Annotated in this window: 15 protein-coding genes, 1 tRNA gene, 1 riboswitch and 1 other annotated feature (1 of these 18 cut by a window edge); of the genes, 7 read left to right on the forward strand and 9 right to left on the reverse strand. The window is 39.5% G+C overall.

Annotation, left to right across the window (positions count from 1 at the left end; genetic code table 11):
* Positions 1-158 (reverse strand) — a binding site (T-box leader); it reaches 57 nt to the left of the window's first position.
* Positions 159-194: 36 nt separating this feature from the next.
* The 3 genes from ACYQ03_RS12720 to ACYQ03_RS12730 all read right to left on the reverse strand — a co-directional run bounded on the left by ACYQ03_RS12720 (position 195) and on the right by ACYQ03_RS12730 (position 2,951).
* A complete protein-coding gene (locus ACYQ03_RS12720; protein ID WP_459910305.1) occupies positions 195-797 on the reverse strand; it encodes a DUF445 domain-containing protein in 603 nt (200 codons plus the stop codon).
* Positions 798-1,006: 209 nt separating this feature from the next.
* Positions 1,007-1,900, reverse strand: coding sequence for a putative sporulation protein YtxC (ytxC, locus tag ACYQ03_RS12725; RefSeq protein ID WP_459910306.1), 894 nt, complete (start codon positions 1,898-1,900; stop codon positions 1,007-1,009).
* A 193-nt stretch (positions 1,901-2,093) separates the two neighbouring features.
* Complete coding sequence (locus ACYQ03_RS12730) at positions 2,094-2,951, reverse strand: hypothetical protein (protein WP_459910307.1); 858 nt, start codon at positions 2,949-2,951, stop codon at positions 2,094-2,096.
* A gap of 168 nt (positions 2,952-3,119) precedes the next feature.
* Here ACYQ03_RS12730 and ACYQ03_RS12735 point away from each other — a divergent pair, with 168 nt between their 5' ends.
* On the forward strand, positions 3,120-3,380 hold the full coding sequence (locus ACYQ03_RS12735; protein ID WP_459910308.1) for a hypothetical protein: 261 nt from the start codon (positions 3,120-3,122) through the stop codon (positions 3,378-3,380).
* A 582-nt stretch (positions 3,381-3,962) separates the two neighbouring features.
* On the opposite strand, the gene ACYQ03_RS12740 is transcribed toward ACYQ03_RS12735, so the two are convergent.
* The 4 genes from ACYQ03_RS12740 to ACYQ03_RS12755 all read right to left on the reverse strand — a co-directional run bounded on the left by ACYQ03_RS12740 (position 3,963) and on the right by ACYQ03_RS12755 (position 7,826).
* Positions 3,963-5,333, reverse strand: a complete 1,371-nt coding sequence (locus tag ACYQ03_RS12740; protein ID WP_459910309.1) for an alanine/glycine:cation symporter family protein — start codon at positions 5,331-5,333, stop codon at positions 3,963-3,965.
* Between the two features lie 113 nt (positions 5,334-5,446).
* Positions 5,447-5,543, reverse strand: a riboswitch (glycine riboswitch).
* A gap of 204 nt (positions 5,544-5,747) precedes the next feature.
* Entirely contained in the window at positions 5,748-6,254 is a 507-nt protein-coding gene (locus ACYQ03_RS12745) for a CBS domain-containing protein (protein WP_459910310.1), read from the reverse strand.
* Positions 6,255-6,410: 156 nt separating this feature from the next.
* A tRNA-Val gene (locus tag ACYQ03_RS12750) sits at positions 6,411-6,487 on the reverse strand.
* A gap of 166 nt (positions 6,488-6,653) precedes the next feature.
* The gene (locus tag ACYQ03_RS12755; RefSeq protein ID WP_459910311.1) at positions 6,654-7,826 is read right to left on the reverse strand and encodes a D-alanyl-D-alanine carboxypeptidase family protein; all 1,173 of its coding nucleotides are present in this window, start codon (positions 7,824-7,826) and stop codon (positions 6,654-6,656) included.
* A 144-nt stretch (positions 7,827-7,970) separates the two neighbouring features.
* Here ACYQ03_RS12755 and pdaB point away from each other — a divergent pair, with 144 nt between their 5' ends.
* The 4 genes from pdaB to ACYQ03_RS12775 all read left to right on the forward strand — a co-directional run bounded on the left by pdaB (position 7,971) and on the right by ACYQ03_RS12775 (position 10,270).
* Positions 7,971-8,717, forward strand: coding sequence for a polysaccharide deacetylase family sporulation protein PdaB (gene pdaB / locus ACYQ03_RS12760; protein WP_459910312.1), 747 nt, complete (start codon positions 7,971-7,973; stop codon positions 8,715-8,717).
* Positions 8,718-8,807: 90 nt separating this feature from the next.
* Positions 8,808-9,035 (forward strand): DUF1858 domain-containing protein, encoded by a 228-nt coding sequence (locus ACYQ03_RS12765; protein ID WP_459910313.1) that lies wholly within the window; start codon positions 8,808-8,810, stop codon positions 9,033-9,035.
* 12 nt (positions 9,036-9,047) lie between these two features.
* Positions 9,048-9,392 carry a cupin domain-containing protein gene (locus tag ACYQ03_RS12770; RefSeq protein WP_459910314.1) on the forward strand — a complete coding sequence of 115 codons (345 nt, stop codon included), beginning with the start codon at positions 9,048-9,050 and terminating at the stop codon, positions 9,390-9,392.
* A gap of 152 nt (positions 9,393-9,544) precedes the next feature.
* Entirely contained in the window at positions 9,545-10,270 is a 726-nt protein-coding gene (locus ACYQ03_RS12775) for a TVP38/TMEM64 family protein (RefSeq protein ID WP_459910315.1), read from the forward strand.
* A 19-nt stretch (positions 10,271-10,289) separates the two neighbouring features.
* Here the strand turns inward: ACYQ03_RS12775 and ACYQ03_RS12780 are convergent, their stop codons facing one another.
* Positions 10,290-10,898, reverse strand: coding sequence for a DedA family protein (locus ACYQ03_RS12780; protein ID WP_459910316.1), 609 nt, complete (start codon positions 10,896-10,898; stop codon positions 10,290-10,292).
* A gap of 95 nt (positions 10,899-10,993) precedes the next feature.
* A complete protein-coding gene (locus ACYQ03_RS12785) occupies positions 10,994-12,442 on the reverse strand; it encodes a S41 family peptidase (RefSeq protein WP_459910317.1) in 1,449 nt (482 codons plus the stop codon).
* A gap of 160 nt (positions 12,443-12,602) precedes the next feature.
* On the opposite strand from ACYQ03_RS12785, the gene polA reads away from it, so the two are divergent.
* Both polA and mutM read left to right on the forward strand, forming a co-directional pair.
* Complete coding sequence (gene polA / locus ACYQ03_RS12790) at positions 12,603-15,254, forward strand: DNA polymerase I (RefSeq protein WP_459910318.1); 2,652 nt, start codon at positions 12,603-12,605, stop codon at positions 15,252-15,254.
* A 27-nt stretch (positions 15,255-15,281) separates the two neighbouring features.
* A complete protein-coding gene (gene mutM / locus ACYQ03_RS12795) occupies positions 15,282-16,115 on the forward strand; it encodes a bifunctional DNA-formamidopyrimidine glycosylase/DNA-(apurinic or apyrimidinic site) lyase (RefSeq protein ID WP_459910319.1) in 834 nt (277 codons plus the stop codon).
* The last annotated feature ends 4 nt before the right edge of the window (positions 16,116-16,119 follow it).

Consider the following 16,119-nt stretch of genomic DNA (forward strand, 5'->3'; position numbering starts at 1 on the left):
TCAAAGGATGATAACGGTTTCCTACCGGTTTGCCTACTTAGGTTCAGCAAACTGCTCCAAGGTGGTTTTTCAGACAGCGGTATCGGGAAGTACTTTCAGCCTAGGTCTTCCTCTCTGCGCGAACATACTGCCTTACTTTTCCTTATCATTGCACACTATTTACGGGTTAATTATAGGTTTACTGATAACAAATGTCAAGCAGACAAGTAAAATACTGCAACCTGTACTAATCCAATAAGAAAGCCCAGTACTCCACCAATAATCTCAATGTGTTTTAATTCCCGGGAAGCTACTGATAAAATTATGTTTTCCAAATGTCTTATTTCATAAGCATTCAATCTTTCTTCAACCAGCTGGGCAATATTAACCTTTTCTGTTACTTTACCACCAGCCTGGTCAAGAATTTGTTCAATTACTTGGGGCATCTGTTTATTCAGCATGTCACCCATCATTTCAAGAATAACCGTTCTAATTGTTGTAGGGACCCAAACAGGAATCCTTTCCACAACCATATTACGGATAGACCCACTGGCGGTTTCTACAATCTTATCTAGAACTTCCGGAGACTTCATTTGGTTTAGGAGATCTTCTACCCTAAAGAGTTCCTTCTCCACAACCTCACCGATGCTTCTGGCCAACTCCTGCCTTCTTTTAGGTACAACTCCCTGAATTGAAAAAGACCCGATAATATGAATAGGTTCATATGGTTTAAATATAGCCTTTACAGCAATTAAGTTAGTAACCCAACCAATAAAGGCGCCAATAACAGGAACTAGAACAACCGTCCACCACTGCACCTTACATAACCTCCATTCGTCAATTAACGACATTACTATATCAAAATGTAAGGAAAGGTGCAATAGAATTAGCTGTTAGCTTTTAGTCTTTAGTTTTTAGCTTTTAGCTTTTAGTATACAAAATTGCCGATTGGCTAATAGTAAATGGTTAATGACTAAAGGCTAATGGCTAACGGCAATAAAACAACCGCCTTGTGAAGGGCGGTTGTTTATTGCTGTTGTTTTTGGCATAATATACAGCCAGTACATTCTTGTACTTTTCCTTCAAAAACATGCTTGATCGTATCAATAGTGGTTTGCGGTTTTATTTGACTTCCGTAATGAAATACTATTTTATTAGGAGCTATGGTAATAAGAGCACTGATTAACAGGTCTTCGTAGTTAATTTCATTATCCATAACATCTAGAATAAACCCTTCTAAAAACTCACTATTAATAGGTTCATGTTTTTGATCCAGGAGTTGGTAGGTACCTTTTTTGTTAAGTAAAACATTAACAAGGTCAATTTTAGGATCTTGAATTTCCACAAAATATTTAAGAAGTTGGATAAACTCTCTGTATTCTCTTTCCATAAGATAATCATCTACGGCCTGGTCAACGGTTTCTTTTATCTCATTTATATAATCCTTCAAACGAAATCTTACAAAACCATCTATGACAAGGCTATTATTTTGCTCTAAATATTCTACCAGCCTTTTAATTATAAAATTCTTTCTATCTAAACGTTCCATCCGTCCAGGAAATACCTTTAATCCATTGGAATAGTCTTGAGAATATTGGAAAATTGTTTTTTTCTCATCTTCATTAAAGAAAAAATAACTTTCTCTGATAATATCCAAGATAATTGCCTTTTCCCAGTGGTTTAAAATTAGGTCTGAAATGATATCTGCAACAAAATGCCTGAACAATATCTGATCTTCCAGAGGCCCGCCACAGCATATAGTTCCATTGAAATCACAGGATAAAAAAGTGATATTACCAGCTGGTTTTTCCGTAAGCTTTACTATTAGATTATTATCTCCGTTTAATTTAAACTCTTTACCGAGTTTATCTCTCAACAAATCAATATGCTGGGTGGCTCCAATGGAAAGGCATTGATTCATCTCCACGATCACCCCTTCCTTTACTATTAGTATATGAGAGGCATTTTTTTGTATACTGGTTCAATTTTGGCGAAATTTTAAATTTATCTTTATCTACTAGCATTATAGGCAAAAATCTATGTTGCTATCCTATGTAAAAATTATGGATCAATCCTAACTCTGGAGTTATTGAAGATAATTTCTTTCTAAAAATTTATTTTAAACATAACAAGCTAGATAAGAGTAACAACATTAAAAACACTACAAGAAGCAGCCAACTCTTTTTAAATATCTTAGTTTCCTGGGTTACTTTAACAACTGTATCACTATTACTTCTCTCACTCTCCTTGCTATAAATGTCATAATATTCTACCTCTTTTGTTGATGAAGAGATTTGTTCTAGATCAACCGTACAACTTTTAGGCACAAAGGAAGTTATATCTGATTCTCTACGCTTTCTCTTTTTATATGTTGGCCCTAAAATATCCGGGGAATTTGGCCGATCAATATAGGTATATACTTTCCTTGGTATTTCGTTGGTAATACTAACACTATGATAAGCTGGCAGGGAAATGATATCAGTATGACAACCCTCAGGCACAAAGGATATATTGGGCTTTTTCCTTCTGCGAACTAGGGATTTTTGCCCAATAACGTCAGGCGTTAACCCATTTATGGTTGGATAAGGATTTTCGAAGGCCGGCTGCTTACAAAAATTAGTTACTACATTAGTTAGAGAATTAGTGATGCAATCATCAGCAACAAACTGGCCCAAGGTTTTCCTCCTGCCTCGTCCTTTAGCAGTGTCTAGAATGATATCAGGAGAAATATTGATCTCTACCGATTGGGAATTAGGTTGATCAGCTATAAAGGGTAGAGAAACATGCTGATGTACACAACTTGAGTTGACAAAGGTTTGAAATCCCCCCCTTATTTTCATTCTTTTTATTCTAATGTAGGTAGGAATCACAACCCTATCCGAAGAGCTTTGTAGTAAAATAAATTCCTTTTTTTTAGTAACACTGGCATTTACTTTATATCTTTTACTATGATGCTTTCTTTTTTTAGCCAAAAAGTCCACCCCTTTTTTTTGGCTTTTTAAAAGTATATTAAGCAAGACCTCTAAAGATTTTTATTTTAGCAACTTTATATCTACTGCTTTTAAAATTTTCTTAACCAGAAACATCACCTTTTACAGCAGTATTCAATATTATGGGAAAAAAGGCAGGTGTTTCTTTATATGTTTCGAGAAACAGAAGAGCTAAAAAAACTATGTGAAGCTGAAATTATATCACTTAGGCAACAGATAAAAATGATGCAAGGCTCCTTTTTTATACGATGGAACGCTAAAGCCACCATTCAAACAGCAGAAGCTAAAGTGGCCAAGATTCAGGAATTGCTGGTGAAACTGGAGACTTTATCAGAACAAGTAGCCCCGGTAGTGATGGACATTAAAGAGATCCTTGGGCTTGAACTTAACGCAGCAAAGGATAAAAAATAGCATAAAAAAACCGCCCTTCCGGCGGTTTTTTTATGCGACAGCGGGGACGGTTCTCGCTGTCGCATTTTTCAGCATCTAAGTACAGAATCAGAATGCGACAGCGAGAACCGTCCCCGCTGTCGCACTAGACAACCTGTGTAAAATAAATAAAGGCGGCCACCAGTAGGAAACCTACTCCTATCATGAATCTGACGTCCAATATTTATCCCCCCTATGTCCTTTGTTATATCATATAACATACAAAGGAAAAGGTAAATTAAGATATAAGAAAAGGAATTAGCCTGTTTTAGACGAATATTTATAATTAGTAAGAAAGGAGGCTTTCCCATGGATATAAGCTCCATTGCATCCTATCTAGCACTTATCATCATAGTAATCATAATCTTTAGAATGATCGGTAAAGGTGGCTGAGGTTGTAAATAGTCTGTACCGTGTGTACATATTAATTTTATTTCCAAAATTTCTAAAGGGTCTGATTAATATCAGACCCTTTAATTCGTATGTTACCGGACCATTATTCATGGCCCACACCCTCTATAAATGCGCTACAAGCTGAAGGCTGAGGGCTGACAGCAAAGAATCCTAAACTACTTCCGAACGATTTTTAGTTTCTTGGGACTTTACATGATCCAAATAGAGTTTGGTTTCCGAGACAATAACACCGGTTAAACCCAACAAGGCAATTAGGTTTGGTAGAGCCATTAAGCCGTTTACGATATCCGCTAACAGCCAAATAGCCTCCAACTTCAGAAAGGCACCGGCTGCTACTAGACCAATAAAAATTAAACGATAGGCCTTAATACTTTTGACTCCAAAAAGATACTCACAGCATCTTTCCCCATAATAATTCCATCCCAATATAGTAGTAAAAGCAAATAGAACCAAACCAACAGTTAAAACAATGGGTCCAAAGCCGGGAATGGCAGCCAGAAAAGCTTCATTTGTCATGGCAGCACCCTTTGCTTCGCCTGACCAGACTCCAGTAACCACCAAAGATAGACCAGTCATCGTACAAATGATTATGGTGTCGATAAAGGTACCAGTCATGGAAATCAATCCCTGCTCCGCAGGCCATTTGGTTTTTGCTGCAGCAGCCGCAATGGGCGCACTACCTAGACCCGATTCGTTAGAGAAGACACCCCTGGCCACACCATTACGAATTGCCAACATTATAGTAGCTCCTAAAAATCCGCCAGTAGCAGCAGTTCCGGTAAAAGCACTGGAAATAATCAATTCTACAGCGGCTGGTATCTGATCAGCAAATATAACTAAGATATAAAAACAACTTAGTAAATATAAAACAGCCATCAAAGGTACTATTTTCGTTGAAACCCGAGCAATACTTTTCAGTCCACCTATGGTAACCATTGCCACTAACACAGTTATAACTGCTGCAGTGATATAGGTAGGAATTCCTAAGGAAAGTTTACAAGTATCAACAATGGCATTTACCTGAGGGAAAGTACCGATGCCGAAAAAGGCCACCAGAACTCCACTGGCCGCAAACATAATAGCCAGTGGACGATATTTACGCCCCAAGCCTCTCTCGATGTAATACATGGGTCCACCAGAAACTTGTCCATTTTTATCTATGGTGCGGTATTTGACTGCCAGCAGACCTTCAGCATACTTAGTGGCCATACCAAAAAATGCAGCCATCCACATCCAAAAGATCGCTCCAGGTCCACCAGCACCTACAGCAGTAGCCACACCTACAATATTACCGGTACCCACGGTTGCTGCCAATGCTGTGCATAAAGCACCAATACTACTAACATCTCCTGTGCCATCATTTTTGGCCTTAAAAATTAGTTTCAAAGCCATTGGTAAACGAACTAACTGAATAAGTTGAAGCCTAAAAGTTAACCAAATTCCAGTACCAACCAGCAACATTAAAAGTGGTGGTCCCCATACAAAACTGTCCACTTGATCAAGAATTTTGACAAAATCCAATTTCCCCATCTCCCTCTTCTATGCTGAAAAAAATAAAGAGTCAAATCAAAGATTTGACTCCAGAGAGACAGACTATGCGAAACAAAAGCATAATTTATAAACTATTGCTTTTCCTTTCACCCTCTGTCCTTTTGCCTGAGAGATTTACAGCTTTAAAAACAGCTGTTTGCACCTTCGGCGCCCTTAGTGGGTCTCTCCAGAGTTCTGTCCATTTACGGTTCTACTTTTACCAAAGTACCTGAGAGTTTAACTCCTTCGGTGGGCATCCCTGCCACTCTCCCGCAAATATCATCCAGTTATTATTCAGTTGTACAAACATTATTTTAATACTTTTTGGAAATTGTGCAATCTTTTAGAAAGAAGTTTATATATTCTAATTATTTAACACTTTTGTCCTTTTAGAGAAGACGAATCTTATGTTTCATTTTCATAATCATCGATTAATACACCAATCATACCAAATATATCTTTGGCCCGAATAATACCCACTGCTCTTCCATTTTCCACCACCGGTAAAGCATTTACTTTATTGTCAACAATCATATGCACTGCCTTCATAATATCTTCATTAGGACCTATGGAAAATACGTTACGGTCTTTCATAATCCGCCGCACTGGAATTTCAGATGCGGTTTTATAAGATTTAGATACAAAGATGGTCCATAAATAATTTGCTGGTAATTCTTTGCTCTGTTCTTGCATGACCAAAGCCTTTAATATCCCTCGAATAGTTAGAATGCCAACTAATTTCCCCTTATCATTGGTTACTAAAACTGATGTATGCCCTCTGGCAATTCCTTTATCATCTAACTTAAAGGAAGATTGCAATTTTTGAATTGCCTCTTTAACAGTGTCAAATTGATTTATGGTTAAGTAATCCTCCGCACTGATCATAATCTCTTTTACTGGTATTTGTTTCATTATGGATACCTCCTGAAACCAATTTAGATAGTGAAAGTGATTTCTATACACAATACATAAAACCAAAAAACCCAGGGTTTACACCCTGAGTCTTAAAAATATTTTAGCTGATTATTTTGCACCAGCTTTGTTGTAAAAAAACTAAAATATAAAGATTGGTGGGACGTACTGGAATCGAACCAGTGACCTCTGCGATGTCAACGCAGCACTCTAACCATCTGAGCTAACGTCCCTAACAAAAACCTAATATTCTTAAGGCAATAATTAATATATACGATGCTTCTCGGAAAGTCAAGCATTTTTCTTGGACTAAAATAAGATTGCCTTAAATGAACCAAAGGGGCTCCTTGCACCAATAATCACTTATTGTACAACAGCCCCTTTGTTTAATTTATAATTTTAATCAAAAAGACGTTTATACCAGGCAAGTCGTTCAATATTCTGATTTGCTACCAAATCCACTGCGGCAATCTCCTTACCCTTTAGTATAAATACCATTTTGCCCAGTTTAACTCCCTGTTTAACAGGAGCCATGGTTGAGGGGGTTAAAGTAATTTTCCTTTCTATTTTATCCCGATCTATTTCTGGTACATAAACTTCAACTTTATGGGCTGTTACCAGCGTGACCTTTTTCTCTACCCCCTCTTGAATTTGTACTTCAGATACCACCTCATCCTTTTCAATCAAAATTCTCTGTTTTACTTCATTAAAACCATATTCCAGCAGTCGAGTAGCATCGTTCCAACGATTGTTACTATTTAAGATAACAACCACCAATTGTCGTCCTTCTCTGGTAGCAGAGGCAATTAAACAATTACCTGCCCTTGGAGTTGTTCCTGTCTTAACCCCGTTAATCCCTTCAAAATCCGAGTGCAATAATCTGTTGGTGGACCTTAGGCTTCGTTGTTTAGGTGGTGTCATGTTCTTGTTTTCGTTAGTTTCTGCATTATTTTCTTTGGCTAGCCAGGTAATCGTAGCCTCTTTGGTTCGAACAAATTCGGCAAAGGTCTTATTCCTTAAGGCATAGCAAGTTAACTTTGCTAAATCATTGGCTGTGGTGTAATGGTTTGGATGATGAAAACCGTTGGTATTAGCAAAATTGGTATTCTTCATACCTAAAGCAGTTGCCTTTTTGTTCATCATATCAATAAATTGATCGTGATTCCCACCAATATGCTGCCCAATGGCTACCGTTGAATCATTGGCTGAATACATTAGAGCAGCCCTTAACAGATCTTCCAAATATAACCTATCCCCAGTATTCAAGCCGATATCTTGTCCCATTGAGACATTGGCAGCCCTTTGCTGCACAGTAACAATATCCTTGAGATTGCCATTTTCGATGGCTACAATGGCAGTCATTACTTTAGTTAAACTTGCGGGCTCTCTTCTTTTATCTCCTTCTTTTTCAAAATGAATTTGGCCAGTTTTCACCTCCATTAAACAAGCTGCCGAAGCTTTAATTTTGGGTACTTTATTAACGGAAACATCTTCAGCCCAAGACTTTTCAGGAAATAATAAACTTATACTTAGTATACACAGGATAACACTGATAAAGTTTTTAAGCTTCACACCTCATCCTCCTCCAGCCATATTTTTAGCCAGTTACCAATAAGTGATAACAGGAAACAATTTTTATAAATGGGTAAATTTAAAAATTTTCCTCATATCTTCCATTTGTTTTCAATATTATTTAGGTATGGGGAGGTGTCGTCTATGAAAGTATTTATTTTTGATTACCGTAAATTTAAAAAACAGCTACTTGTTTTTGGTACCTTTTTTATCTGTGCATGTGTTATTACAGCACTCCTATATCAACAGCAGATATCACCTACTTCAGCTAAGAAATATGCTATCTACAAGGTGAAAACAGATCAAAAGGTAGCCGCTTTAACCTTTGATATTAGTTGGGGAACTGAGGTTCCCGGCCCAGTCCTGGATACCTTAAAACAACATAATGTTAAATCTACTTTTTTTATCTCGGGCCCCTGGGCATTAAAACATCCTGAATTCCCTAAAAGAATTGTGGCTGAGGGGCATGAAATAGCAAGTCATGGTGAAGAACATGTTAATTTGAGTGATTATAGCAAAGACGAGGTAAAGAAAAACATTCTTACCGCACAGAAAAAAATCAAGGAGGTTACTGGTGTAACACCAACATTAATTCGTACACCCAACGGCGATTGGAATGACATGGTGCTGACAACCGCGGAGGAACTAAATTACAAGGTTATTCAATGGAGTGCCGATTCTTTAGATTGGAAAAAGCCTGGCGTGCAGGCCATCGTTGACCGTGTTTTGAAAAAGACACAGCCTGGAGCAATTATTCTAATGCATGCCAGTGATACTTGCTTGCAAACACCCGAAGCATTGCCACTAGTTTTGGAAGGTTTAAAGCAACAGGGCTACAAATTGGTTACTGTATCTGAGTTGTTGAAATATGGTGAAGCAACCATTGATTAATGGAAGCAAGTGGGCTGAAAAGCAGTTCCACTTGCTTTATATTTTTTGTGATTTTGGGGTAAGGTAATCAAAAAATAAAATGGTGATGACATGAATAAAACAGTTAACCTTGATAAAAATATCTATGAATTGGTTCGAGAACACCCTGAAATAGCAAATATTATGTTGGAACTTGGTTTTACAGATATTGTTAAACCTGCTATGTTAAACACAGCAGGTAGAGTTATGACTATCACCAAGGGGGCGGCCCTGAAAAAGATTGATATGAACACTATTAAACAAGTCTTTCAAGAAAAGGGTTTTGAGATTATTGAATAAGGGGGAAGCCTATTGTCAGCTCAACATTTTATTAAGAATATTGAATTCTCCAAAGCAGTCGAATTAGCTTCTTTGGTAGATTATCAGGAGGGTAGGGTTGTCAGCAGAACTTTAGCCCAGGGAAAACCCCTAAGCGTTACTCTTTTTGCCTTTGATCAGGGAGAAGAGATCAGCTCCCATTCTTCACCAGGTGATGCCATGGTCTATATTTTGGATGGAGAATCTGAAATAACCATTGGTACCGAAACCCATATTGTAAAAAAAGGCGAGACTATAGTCATGCCCAATAACGTACCCCATGGCTTGATGGCCAAGGAACGGTTTAAGATGCTTTTAATTGTTGTTTTTAGTCTATAAAAATTGCGATAAATGCTCCCCTGGAATCTTCAGGGGAGCATTTCGCTGTCAGGTTTTATAATATATTATAATTAGTAATCTCTTACCTTTTCAGAATTTCTGGAATTTGGTATAGTTAATTTGCTCTATATACATAACATTAGGGGATATATATGATTAAAAAATGTGTAGTTGCAATCATTACAGGATCCATTATTGTGGTAACATTATATGTTTTAGGACTTTATACGCTACCCACTTGGAATATGCCCAATTTTTCAAATTCTGAAGACTTAGCCGAATATCTTCGCTCCTATGGGGCCATGACAGTGCTAATCTGTCTAGCCTTAATGATCCTGCAAACACTATTTACTCCTCTGCCACTTTTCCTCTTGGCAGGTGCCAATGGCTTTATTTTTGGAGTCAAGTATGGCATCATATTGACCTTAACAGGATCTATTATCGGATCTACCCTTGCATTTTATATCGCCAGGAGTTTCGGCAGAGGCTATGTAACACGCTACCTTAAGGAAGCCCATCTGATCAAGGTTGATGAAATGAGTCACCGCCAAGGTCCCTGGGTAGTCTTTATGGCCCGCTTAATCCCTATAATTCCTTCCAGTATTATCAGCTATGTTGCTGGACTTAGTAAAATGACATTCCGGGTTTTTTTTATTGCCACAGCCATAGGTAAACTACCTGAAATAATCATTTATACAGCCTTGGGCCATAGTTTTAGTCAAGCCGAAGGTCTAGCCACCAAAGTAACCATACTGCTCATCTTATTAACCTTGCTGGCCTGGCCTTTGTTTTCCCGTAAGATGAAAAATCCTCAAGGCTGCCATTCAAAAAACATCTTCATTAATAAAAAACCACCTAAAATACCCCCCGGACATTAATTGACCGAGGGGTTTCCTTTTATCTACGTTTTTTCTTCGCATAAAAGTAATAAACCACCAAAACCACCAGTAAACCTGCCATTAAAAAATCCGCCCGATGGAACCAAGGTTTTAATGACTGCCAATTTTGTCCCAGAGCATATCCAGCATAAACTAAGAGGATACTCCAGGGCAAGGAGCCAAAAAATGTGTAAAAAACAAACTTTTTAAAATTCATACCAGAGATCCCAGCGGGTAAAGAAATGAAAGTACGGACAATAGGCATCAAACGGGTAAAAAACACCGTAGCCTCTCCATATTTTTCAAACCACCGATCTGCTAAGGCCAATTTACTTGGTGTCACTCCAATATAGCGACCGTATTTCTGCAAAAAAGGCCGCCCACCCCGCAAGCCTAGATAGTAGGAAGCAATAGATCCTATGGTCCCTCCAACAGTGCCTGCCATTACAGTTTCCCAAAAACCAAGCCTTCCTGTGTAAACCAAATATCCGCCAAAGGGAAGTATTACTTCACTGGGTAAAGGAATATTGGCACTCTCAATGGCCATACCTAGCCCCACCCCCCAGTAGCCAAGGGCTGAAATTATAACAGTCACCTGGTGCAGCAGAGGTTCTAAAAAATCTAGCATGATCTAACATCCCCTTGCTGTATTTATCCCATTCAATTATACTTTTGGTCCTTTTAAAATATGACCGGGGTTAAAAAAACCCCGGTCAATAAGAGTTAATCTGTAATAACCACTTCATTCCCTTGCACCAGAATTTCACAGCCTAACAAAGTCAAATCCTTTAATGAAATATAGGTGGTGTTATCTTTCTTAAGTAAAGGCCGTGTTATCTTAGATTGACCGTTTAAAATACTATTACCTCCGTCAGTTGGTAACTTCCAAATTGAATTTTTGCCTGTGACCAATATCCTATTATTTTCCCAATGTACTTGGTAACCCAAAGCCTCCATGGTCGGACGCAGGGGAACAAAGTACTCTTCTGCCATTTTTTGGAGCCCTATTGTGTTAAAGAATTTACCATTGATGCTAGCCCCAGCATTTGTATAACGGAGGGTTACTTTTTCCGGATGCAATAACTGTACCGCCGCATGTAATTGAAGGGCTGGCGTCATTACATTGAGATCTGGCTTTAGACCTATGCCATTGATTTTGCGCCCCTTTGGCGTGAGGTATTCTGCAGTGGTTATTTTAAGTGCTCCGCCATTTCCCAAAGGGATAATATCTTGTACTGTTCCCTTGCCATAACTGTTGGTACCCAGCAGGGTGGCCATACCATAATCCTGCAAGGCACCTGCCAAAATTTCTGAAGCACTAGCTGTTTCACCATTTATCAATACCACCATGGGAACCTGCTGGGTTATCCTTTCATATTCAGTATAGTAGGAAATCCTCAGTTTATCTCGATCCTCTGTGATAAAAATAACTTTATCTTTCCCCAATAAATACGCTGCAATTTCTACTGCAGAATCAACAAAACCTCCACCGTTATTACGCAGATCAATAATAAATGAATCTGCATTTTTTTCAGTTAGCTTTATTAATTGATTACCAAATTCCTCCCCAGTATCAAGGCCAAAACTATCGATTGCAATATAGCCAATTTTATTATTGATCAACTCACCGTAGACTGTCGGCATATTTACTGTATTACGAGTAATATTTACTTGAAAATCACCTTGGGCAGCCCGTCTTACCAGCAAGGTAACCTTTGTCCCTTTGGTTCCCCGTAACATCTTTACAGCATCCACCAAGGGCTTATCAGCCAGATCATAACCATCCACCCTTAGGATGATATCATCGACTTGTAACCCTGCTTGCTGGGCCGGTGATTGATCCAGTACCCGTAGCACCTTGGGGTACCTATCCTGAATCTCCAGTTCTGCCCCAATTCCTTCAAAGTCACCGTTTAGCTCATCATTAAATTGATTCAGTTCCCCATCAGTAAAATAAACAGTATAGGGATCTCCTAATTGATCCAGCATCCCCTTAATACTAGCATTGGTTAACTCATCAATATCAGGCTTGTCAAGATGGAACTGACTAATATAACCAAAAACTTCCCCTAGAGTTGCCGCACCATTTATTGCCTTATCTTCTTGGGCATAGACCGGAAGAGTCCAGAACAGGGAGCAAAATGAAAAAATAAGTACCAAACGTTTTAACAAAGTACCACCTCATAACAGTTTTACTGTATATGGTAATTTCTAGAGAGTACCCCCAAAACCCTTCCTAATTTTCTTATCCAGTAAAATTAACACTGGGGGAAGGTATTTTGAACTTTTCCGAGGAAAATACTAAAGATGCTAAATAAGGAAGGTGCTAACTTTGTCCCTTGATACGCTGATTGTAATAGACGGCAACAGCTTGATACACAGGGCTTTTCATGCCATTCCCCTGCTATCCAATAGCAAAGGGGTTATTACCAACGCAGTTTATGGTTTTACCAACATGATTACAAAGGTGATACATGAGCAAGAACCAGGCCTAGTTGCTGTTGCCTTTGATAAAGGCAAGGTCACATTTCGCAACCAGGATTATGCCGCATACAAAGGAACCCGCAAGGCTACTCCCGATGAACTGCGTCCTCAATTTATTCTAGCCCGTGATGTGCTAAAGGCCATGCGAATTCCCTATTATGAAATGGATGGCTTTGAGGCCGATGATTTAATAGGTACCATAGTTACCCAGGCCGAAGCTGCAGGCCTTAAGGTCTTAATTCTTACCGGCGACAGAGACGCTTTGCAGTTGGTTTCACCAAAGACACAGGTTATGCTAACACGCAAGGGTATTACAGAAACGGAACTTTTCAACGAAGGTAAAGTATGGGATAAATACGGCGTTACCCCAGAACAGATTGTTGATTTAAAAGGTCTCCAGGGTGATACCTCTGATAACATTCCCGGTGTTGCAGGAATTGGTGAAAAAACCGCCAGTACCCTTATTAAAGAACACGGATCCATAGAAAATATCATCTATAACCTGGATAATCTCTCCCCGAGACATCAAAAGTTATTGCGGGGAAATGAAGAGATTGCACTGCTTTCTAAAAAATTGGCCACCATTATACGAGATGTCCCAATGGATTTGGATTTATCTGAGTGTTCTTGGCACGGCCCGGACAATGCGAAACTTTTGGAAATATACCAAGAACTAGAGTTTAAAACATTAATCAAACAACTTACCACCGCCCCGAAATCGACCAAAACAGCAGAGAATAATTCAGATTCGGTAGATTTACCTCCGTTGAAAACTTACCAGGTGGGTTATTTAAACGCAAAGGATCAGGAGACTCTGGATAATATCTTAATTGAGGTGACCAGACAGGGTAAAGTGGCTATTTACTTAGAGGGAGATCGGAAAAAAGGAATCAAAGAAGCTTACTTGGCCCTGGCAGACCAGGACGTATACAGGTTGGTTATAGAAGTTGATTCAGATACTTCAGATCTCTCCCTGACGGTACTTAAGGCCATCTGCGAATGCGCTACCGTCAAAAAGTACTTCCATGATGCCAAACAAGCCCTCTGGTTGCTGCATCACCATGGTATTATTCTAAAAGCCTTGGCTGCAGACACAATGGTGTCAGCATATCTGCTAAACCCGACCGCAGCCAACTACGATATTAGCGATATTGCTTTGGAACACCTAGGTATGGTCCTTCCCGCCGAAGGGGAAACTGCAAAGGCGGCCAAGGCAGAAGCAATTCGACAGCTAGCTCAGAAACTTTATGATAAATTAGCAGAGCGTCAAGAAGACAGGTTACTCACAGAAGTGGAATTACCTTTGGTGCGTATCTTGGCAAAAATGGAGATTGCTGGAGTAGCCGTTGATAAACAAGGGCTAAAGGAAATGTCTGCGGAACTACAAGCTGTAACGGAAAATCTGACTGCCAAGATACATCATCTGGCTGGAGAAACTTTCAATATCAATTCACCCAAACAGCTAGGTCCCATTCTGTTTGAAAAACTAAAGCTGCCGGTCTTAAAAAAGACCAAGACAGGATACTCCACCGATGCAGAGGTACTGGAAAAACTTGCTGAAGAACATGCCATTGTTGCACTGCTTCTGGAATACCGGCAAATGACTAAACTAAAGTCCACCTATGCCGATGGCTTGGCAGCATTGATAGACACGATAACCGGACGGCTACACTCGACCTTTCATCAAACTGTCACAGCCACCGGACGGTTATCCAGTGCCGAACCAAATTTACAAAATATCCCCATAAGGTTGGAAACTGGCAGAAGAATTCGCAAGGTGTTTATTCCCCGCAAAAAGGGTAACCTAATCTTGACAGCGGATTATTCTCAAATAGAATTAAGAGTCCTTGCCCATATGTCTCAGGATATAAGCTTTTTAGATGCTTTCCGTCAGGGCCAGGATATTCATACTCGGACGGCTTCAGAAGTCTTTGGCGTACCTATGGATCAAGTCACCTCAGAGATGCGTGGCAAGGCCAAGGCGGTAAACTTTGGGATAGTTTATGGTATCAGTGATTTTGGGTTGGCCAGGGACTTAAAAGTTACCCGCAACGAGGCCAAGGGCTATATCGAGCACTACTTTGCTCGCTGCCCTGGTGTGCGACAATACATTGACCGAGTTGTCAGAGAAGCAAAGGAAGTTGGTTATGTCAGTACACTTTTGAATCGAAGACGTTACCTACCTGAACTTTATAGCAAAAACTATAATATTCGTAACTTTGGCGAACGGGCTGCCATGAATACACCAATTCAAGGCACCGCTGCGGACATCATAAAGCTAGCAATGATCAAAATACAACAGGAATTAAAAGCCCATAATCTTTCTTCACAAATGGTTTTACAAGTCCATGACGAATTAATTTTCGATGCTCCGGAAAACGAAATTGAAACCTTGATTAAACTGGTTCGCAGATGTATGGAGAATGCTCTAACCCTGGATGTGCCCTTAGTTGTAGATATTAAGCTTGGGGTAAATTGGTACGAAGCGAAACCAATTTAAGTAGTCCTCTGTCTTGGAGGTGGACAAATGCCTGAACTACCGGAGGTAGAAACTGTAGTTCGCTCCTTAGAAAAACATTTATCAGGCCTAACAATTACTGATGTAGATTTAATCAAAGAAGAGGTTATCCGTTTACCCAGAACGGAAAACTTTATGGAACAAATTATTGGCCGAAAGTTTCAAAAAAAACTGGGTCGTCGAGGCAAATACCTTCTTATTCATTTAACAGAGGGATTAACTCTGGTTGTTCACCTTAGAATGACCGGCAGATTGGTTTATTGTGCTGCAGAATATCCCATGGAAAAACATACCCACGTCATTTTTCATTTGGATAATGGAAAACATTTAAGGTTTGCCGATGTAAGGCGTTTTGGTCGCATCAGTCTGGTTCCTACCCCTGAGGTAGATCATTTCCCCGGCATAAAAGACATGGGGCCAGAACCATTGGACGAAGAATTTAGTAGAGAATATTTAAAGAAAGAATTCCGTCGTAAAAGAACCCGCATTAAACCCTTGCTACTGGACCAGAGCTTTGTTGCTGGTTTAGGAAACATTTATGTAGACGAGGCTTTGCATCGAGCAAAGATTCATCCCGAACGATTAGCCCCCAATTTAACCACCCGGGAAGCTGCAAACTTGCACAAATCCATTGTTGAGGTGATCTCGGAAGGTATTCTCCATAGAGGCACCAGCTTTCGTGATTATGTTGACGGCGAAGGTCGCACCGGTAGCTTTCAGAACCATCTGAGGGTTTATAACCGTGAAGGTCTTCCCTGCTTTAATTGCGGCAAACCTATTGAACGAATAAAGGTGGCAGGGAGAAGTTCTTATTACTGTCCTTCCTGCCAAAAAGCCAAATAGTAGC

It is taken from the genome of Desulfotomaculum defluvii (assembly GCF_054657375.1).

What these genes read in the sequence shown, in the direction of transcription:
- ytxC (WP_459910306.1), bottom strand. Translation starts at nt 1,900, where the DNA reads ATGAATCAATGCCTTTCCATTGGAGCCACCCAGCATATTGATTTGTTG.
- ACYQ03_RS12735 (WP_459910308.1), top strand. Translation starts at nt 3,120, where the DNA reads ATGTTTCGAGAAACAGAAGAGCTAAAAAAACTATGTGAAGCTGAAATT.
- ACYQ03_RS12745 (WP_459910310.1), bottom strand. Translation starts at nt 6,254, where the DNA reads ATGAAACAAATACCAGTAAAAGAGATTATGATCAGTGCGGAGGATTAC.
- pdaB (WP_459910312.1), top strand. Translation starts at nt 7,971, where the DNA reads ATGAAAGTATTTATTTTTGATTACCGTAAATTTAAAAAACAGCTACTT.
- ACYQ03_RS12765 (WP_459910313.1), top strand. Translation starts at nt 8,808, where the DNA reads ATGAATAAAACAGTTAACCTTGATAAAAATATCTATGAATTGGTTCGA.
- ACYQ03_RS12775 (WP_459910315.1), top strand. Translation starts at nt 9,545, where the DNA reads ATGATTAAAAAATGTGTAGTTGCAATCATTACAGGATCCATTATTGTG.
- ACYQ03_RS12780 (WP_459910316.1), bottom strand. Translation starts at nt 10,898, where the DNA reads ATGCTAGATTTTTTAGAACCTCTGCTGCACCAGGTGACTGTTATAATT.
- mutM (WP_459910319.1), top strand. Translation starts at nt 15,282, where the DNA reads ATGCCTGAACTACCGGAGGTAGAAACTGTAGTTCGCTCCTTAGAAAAA.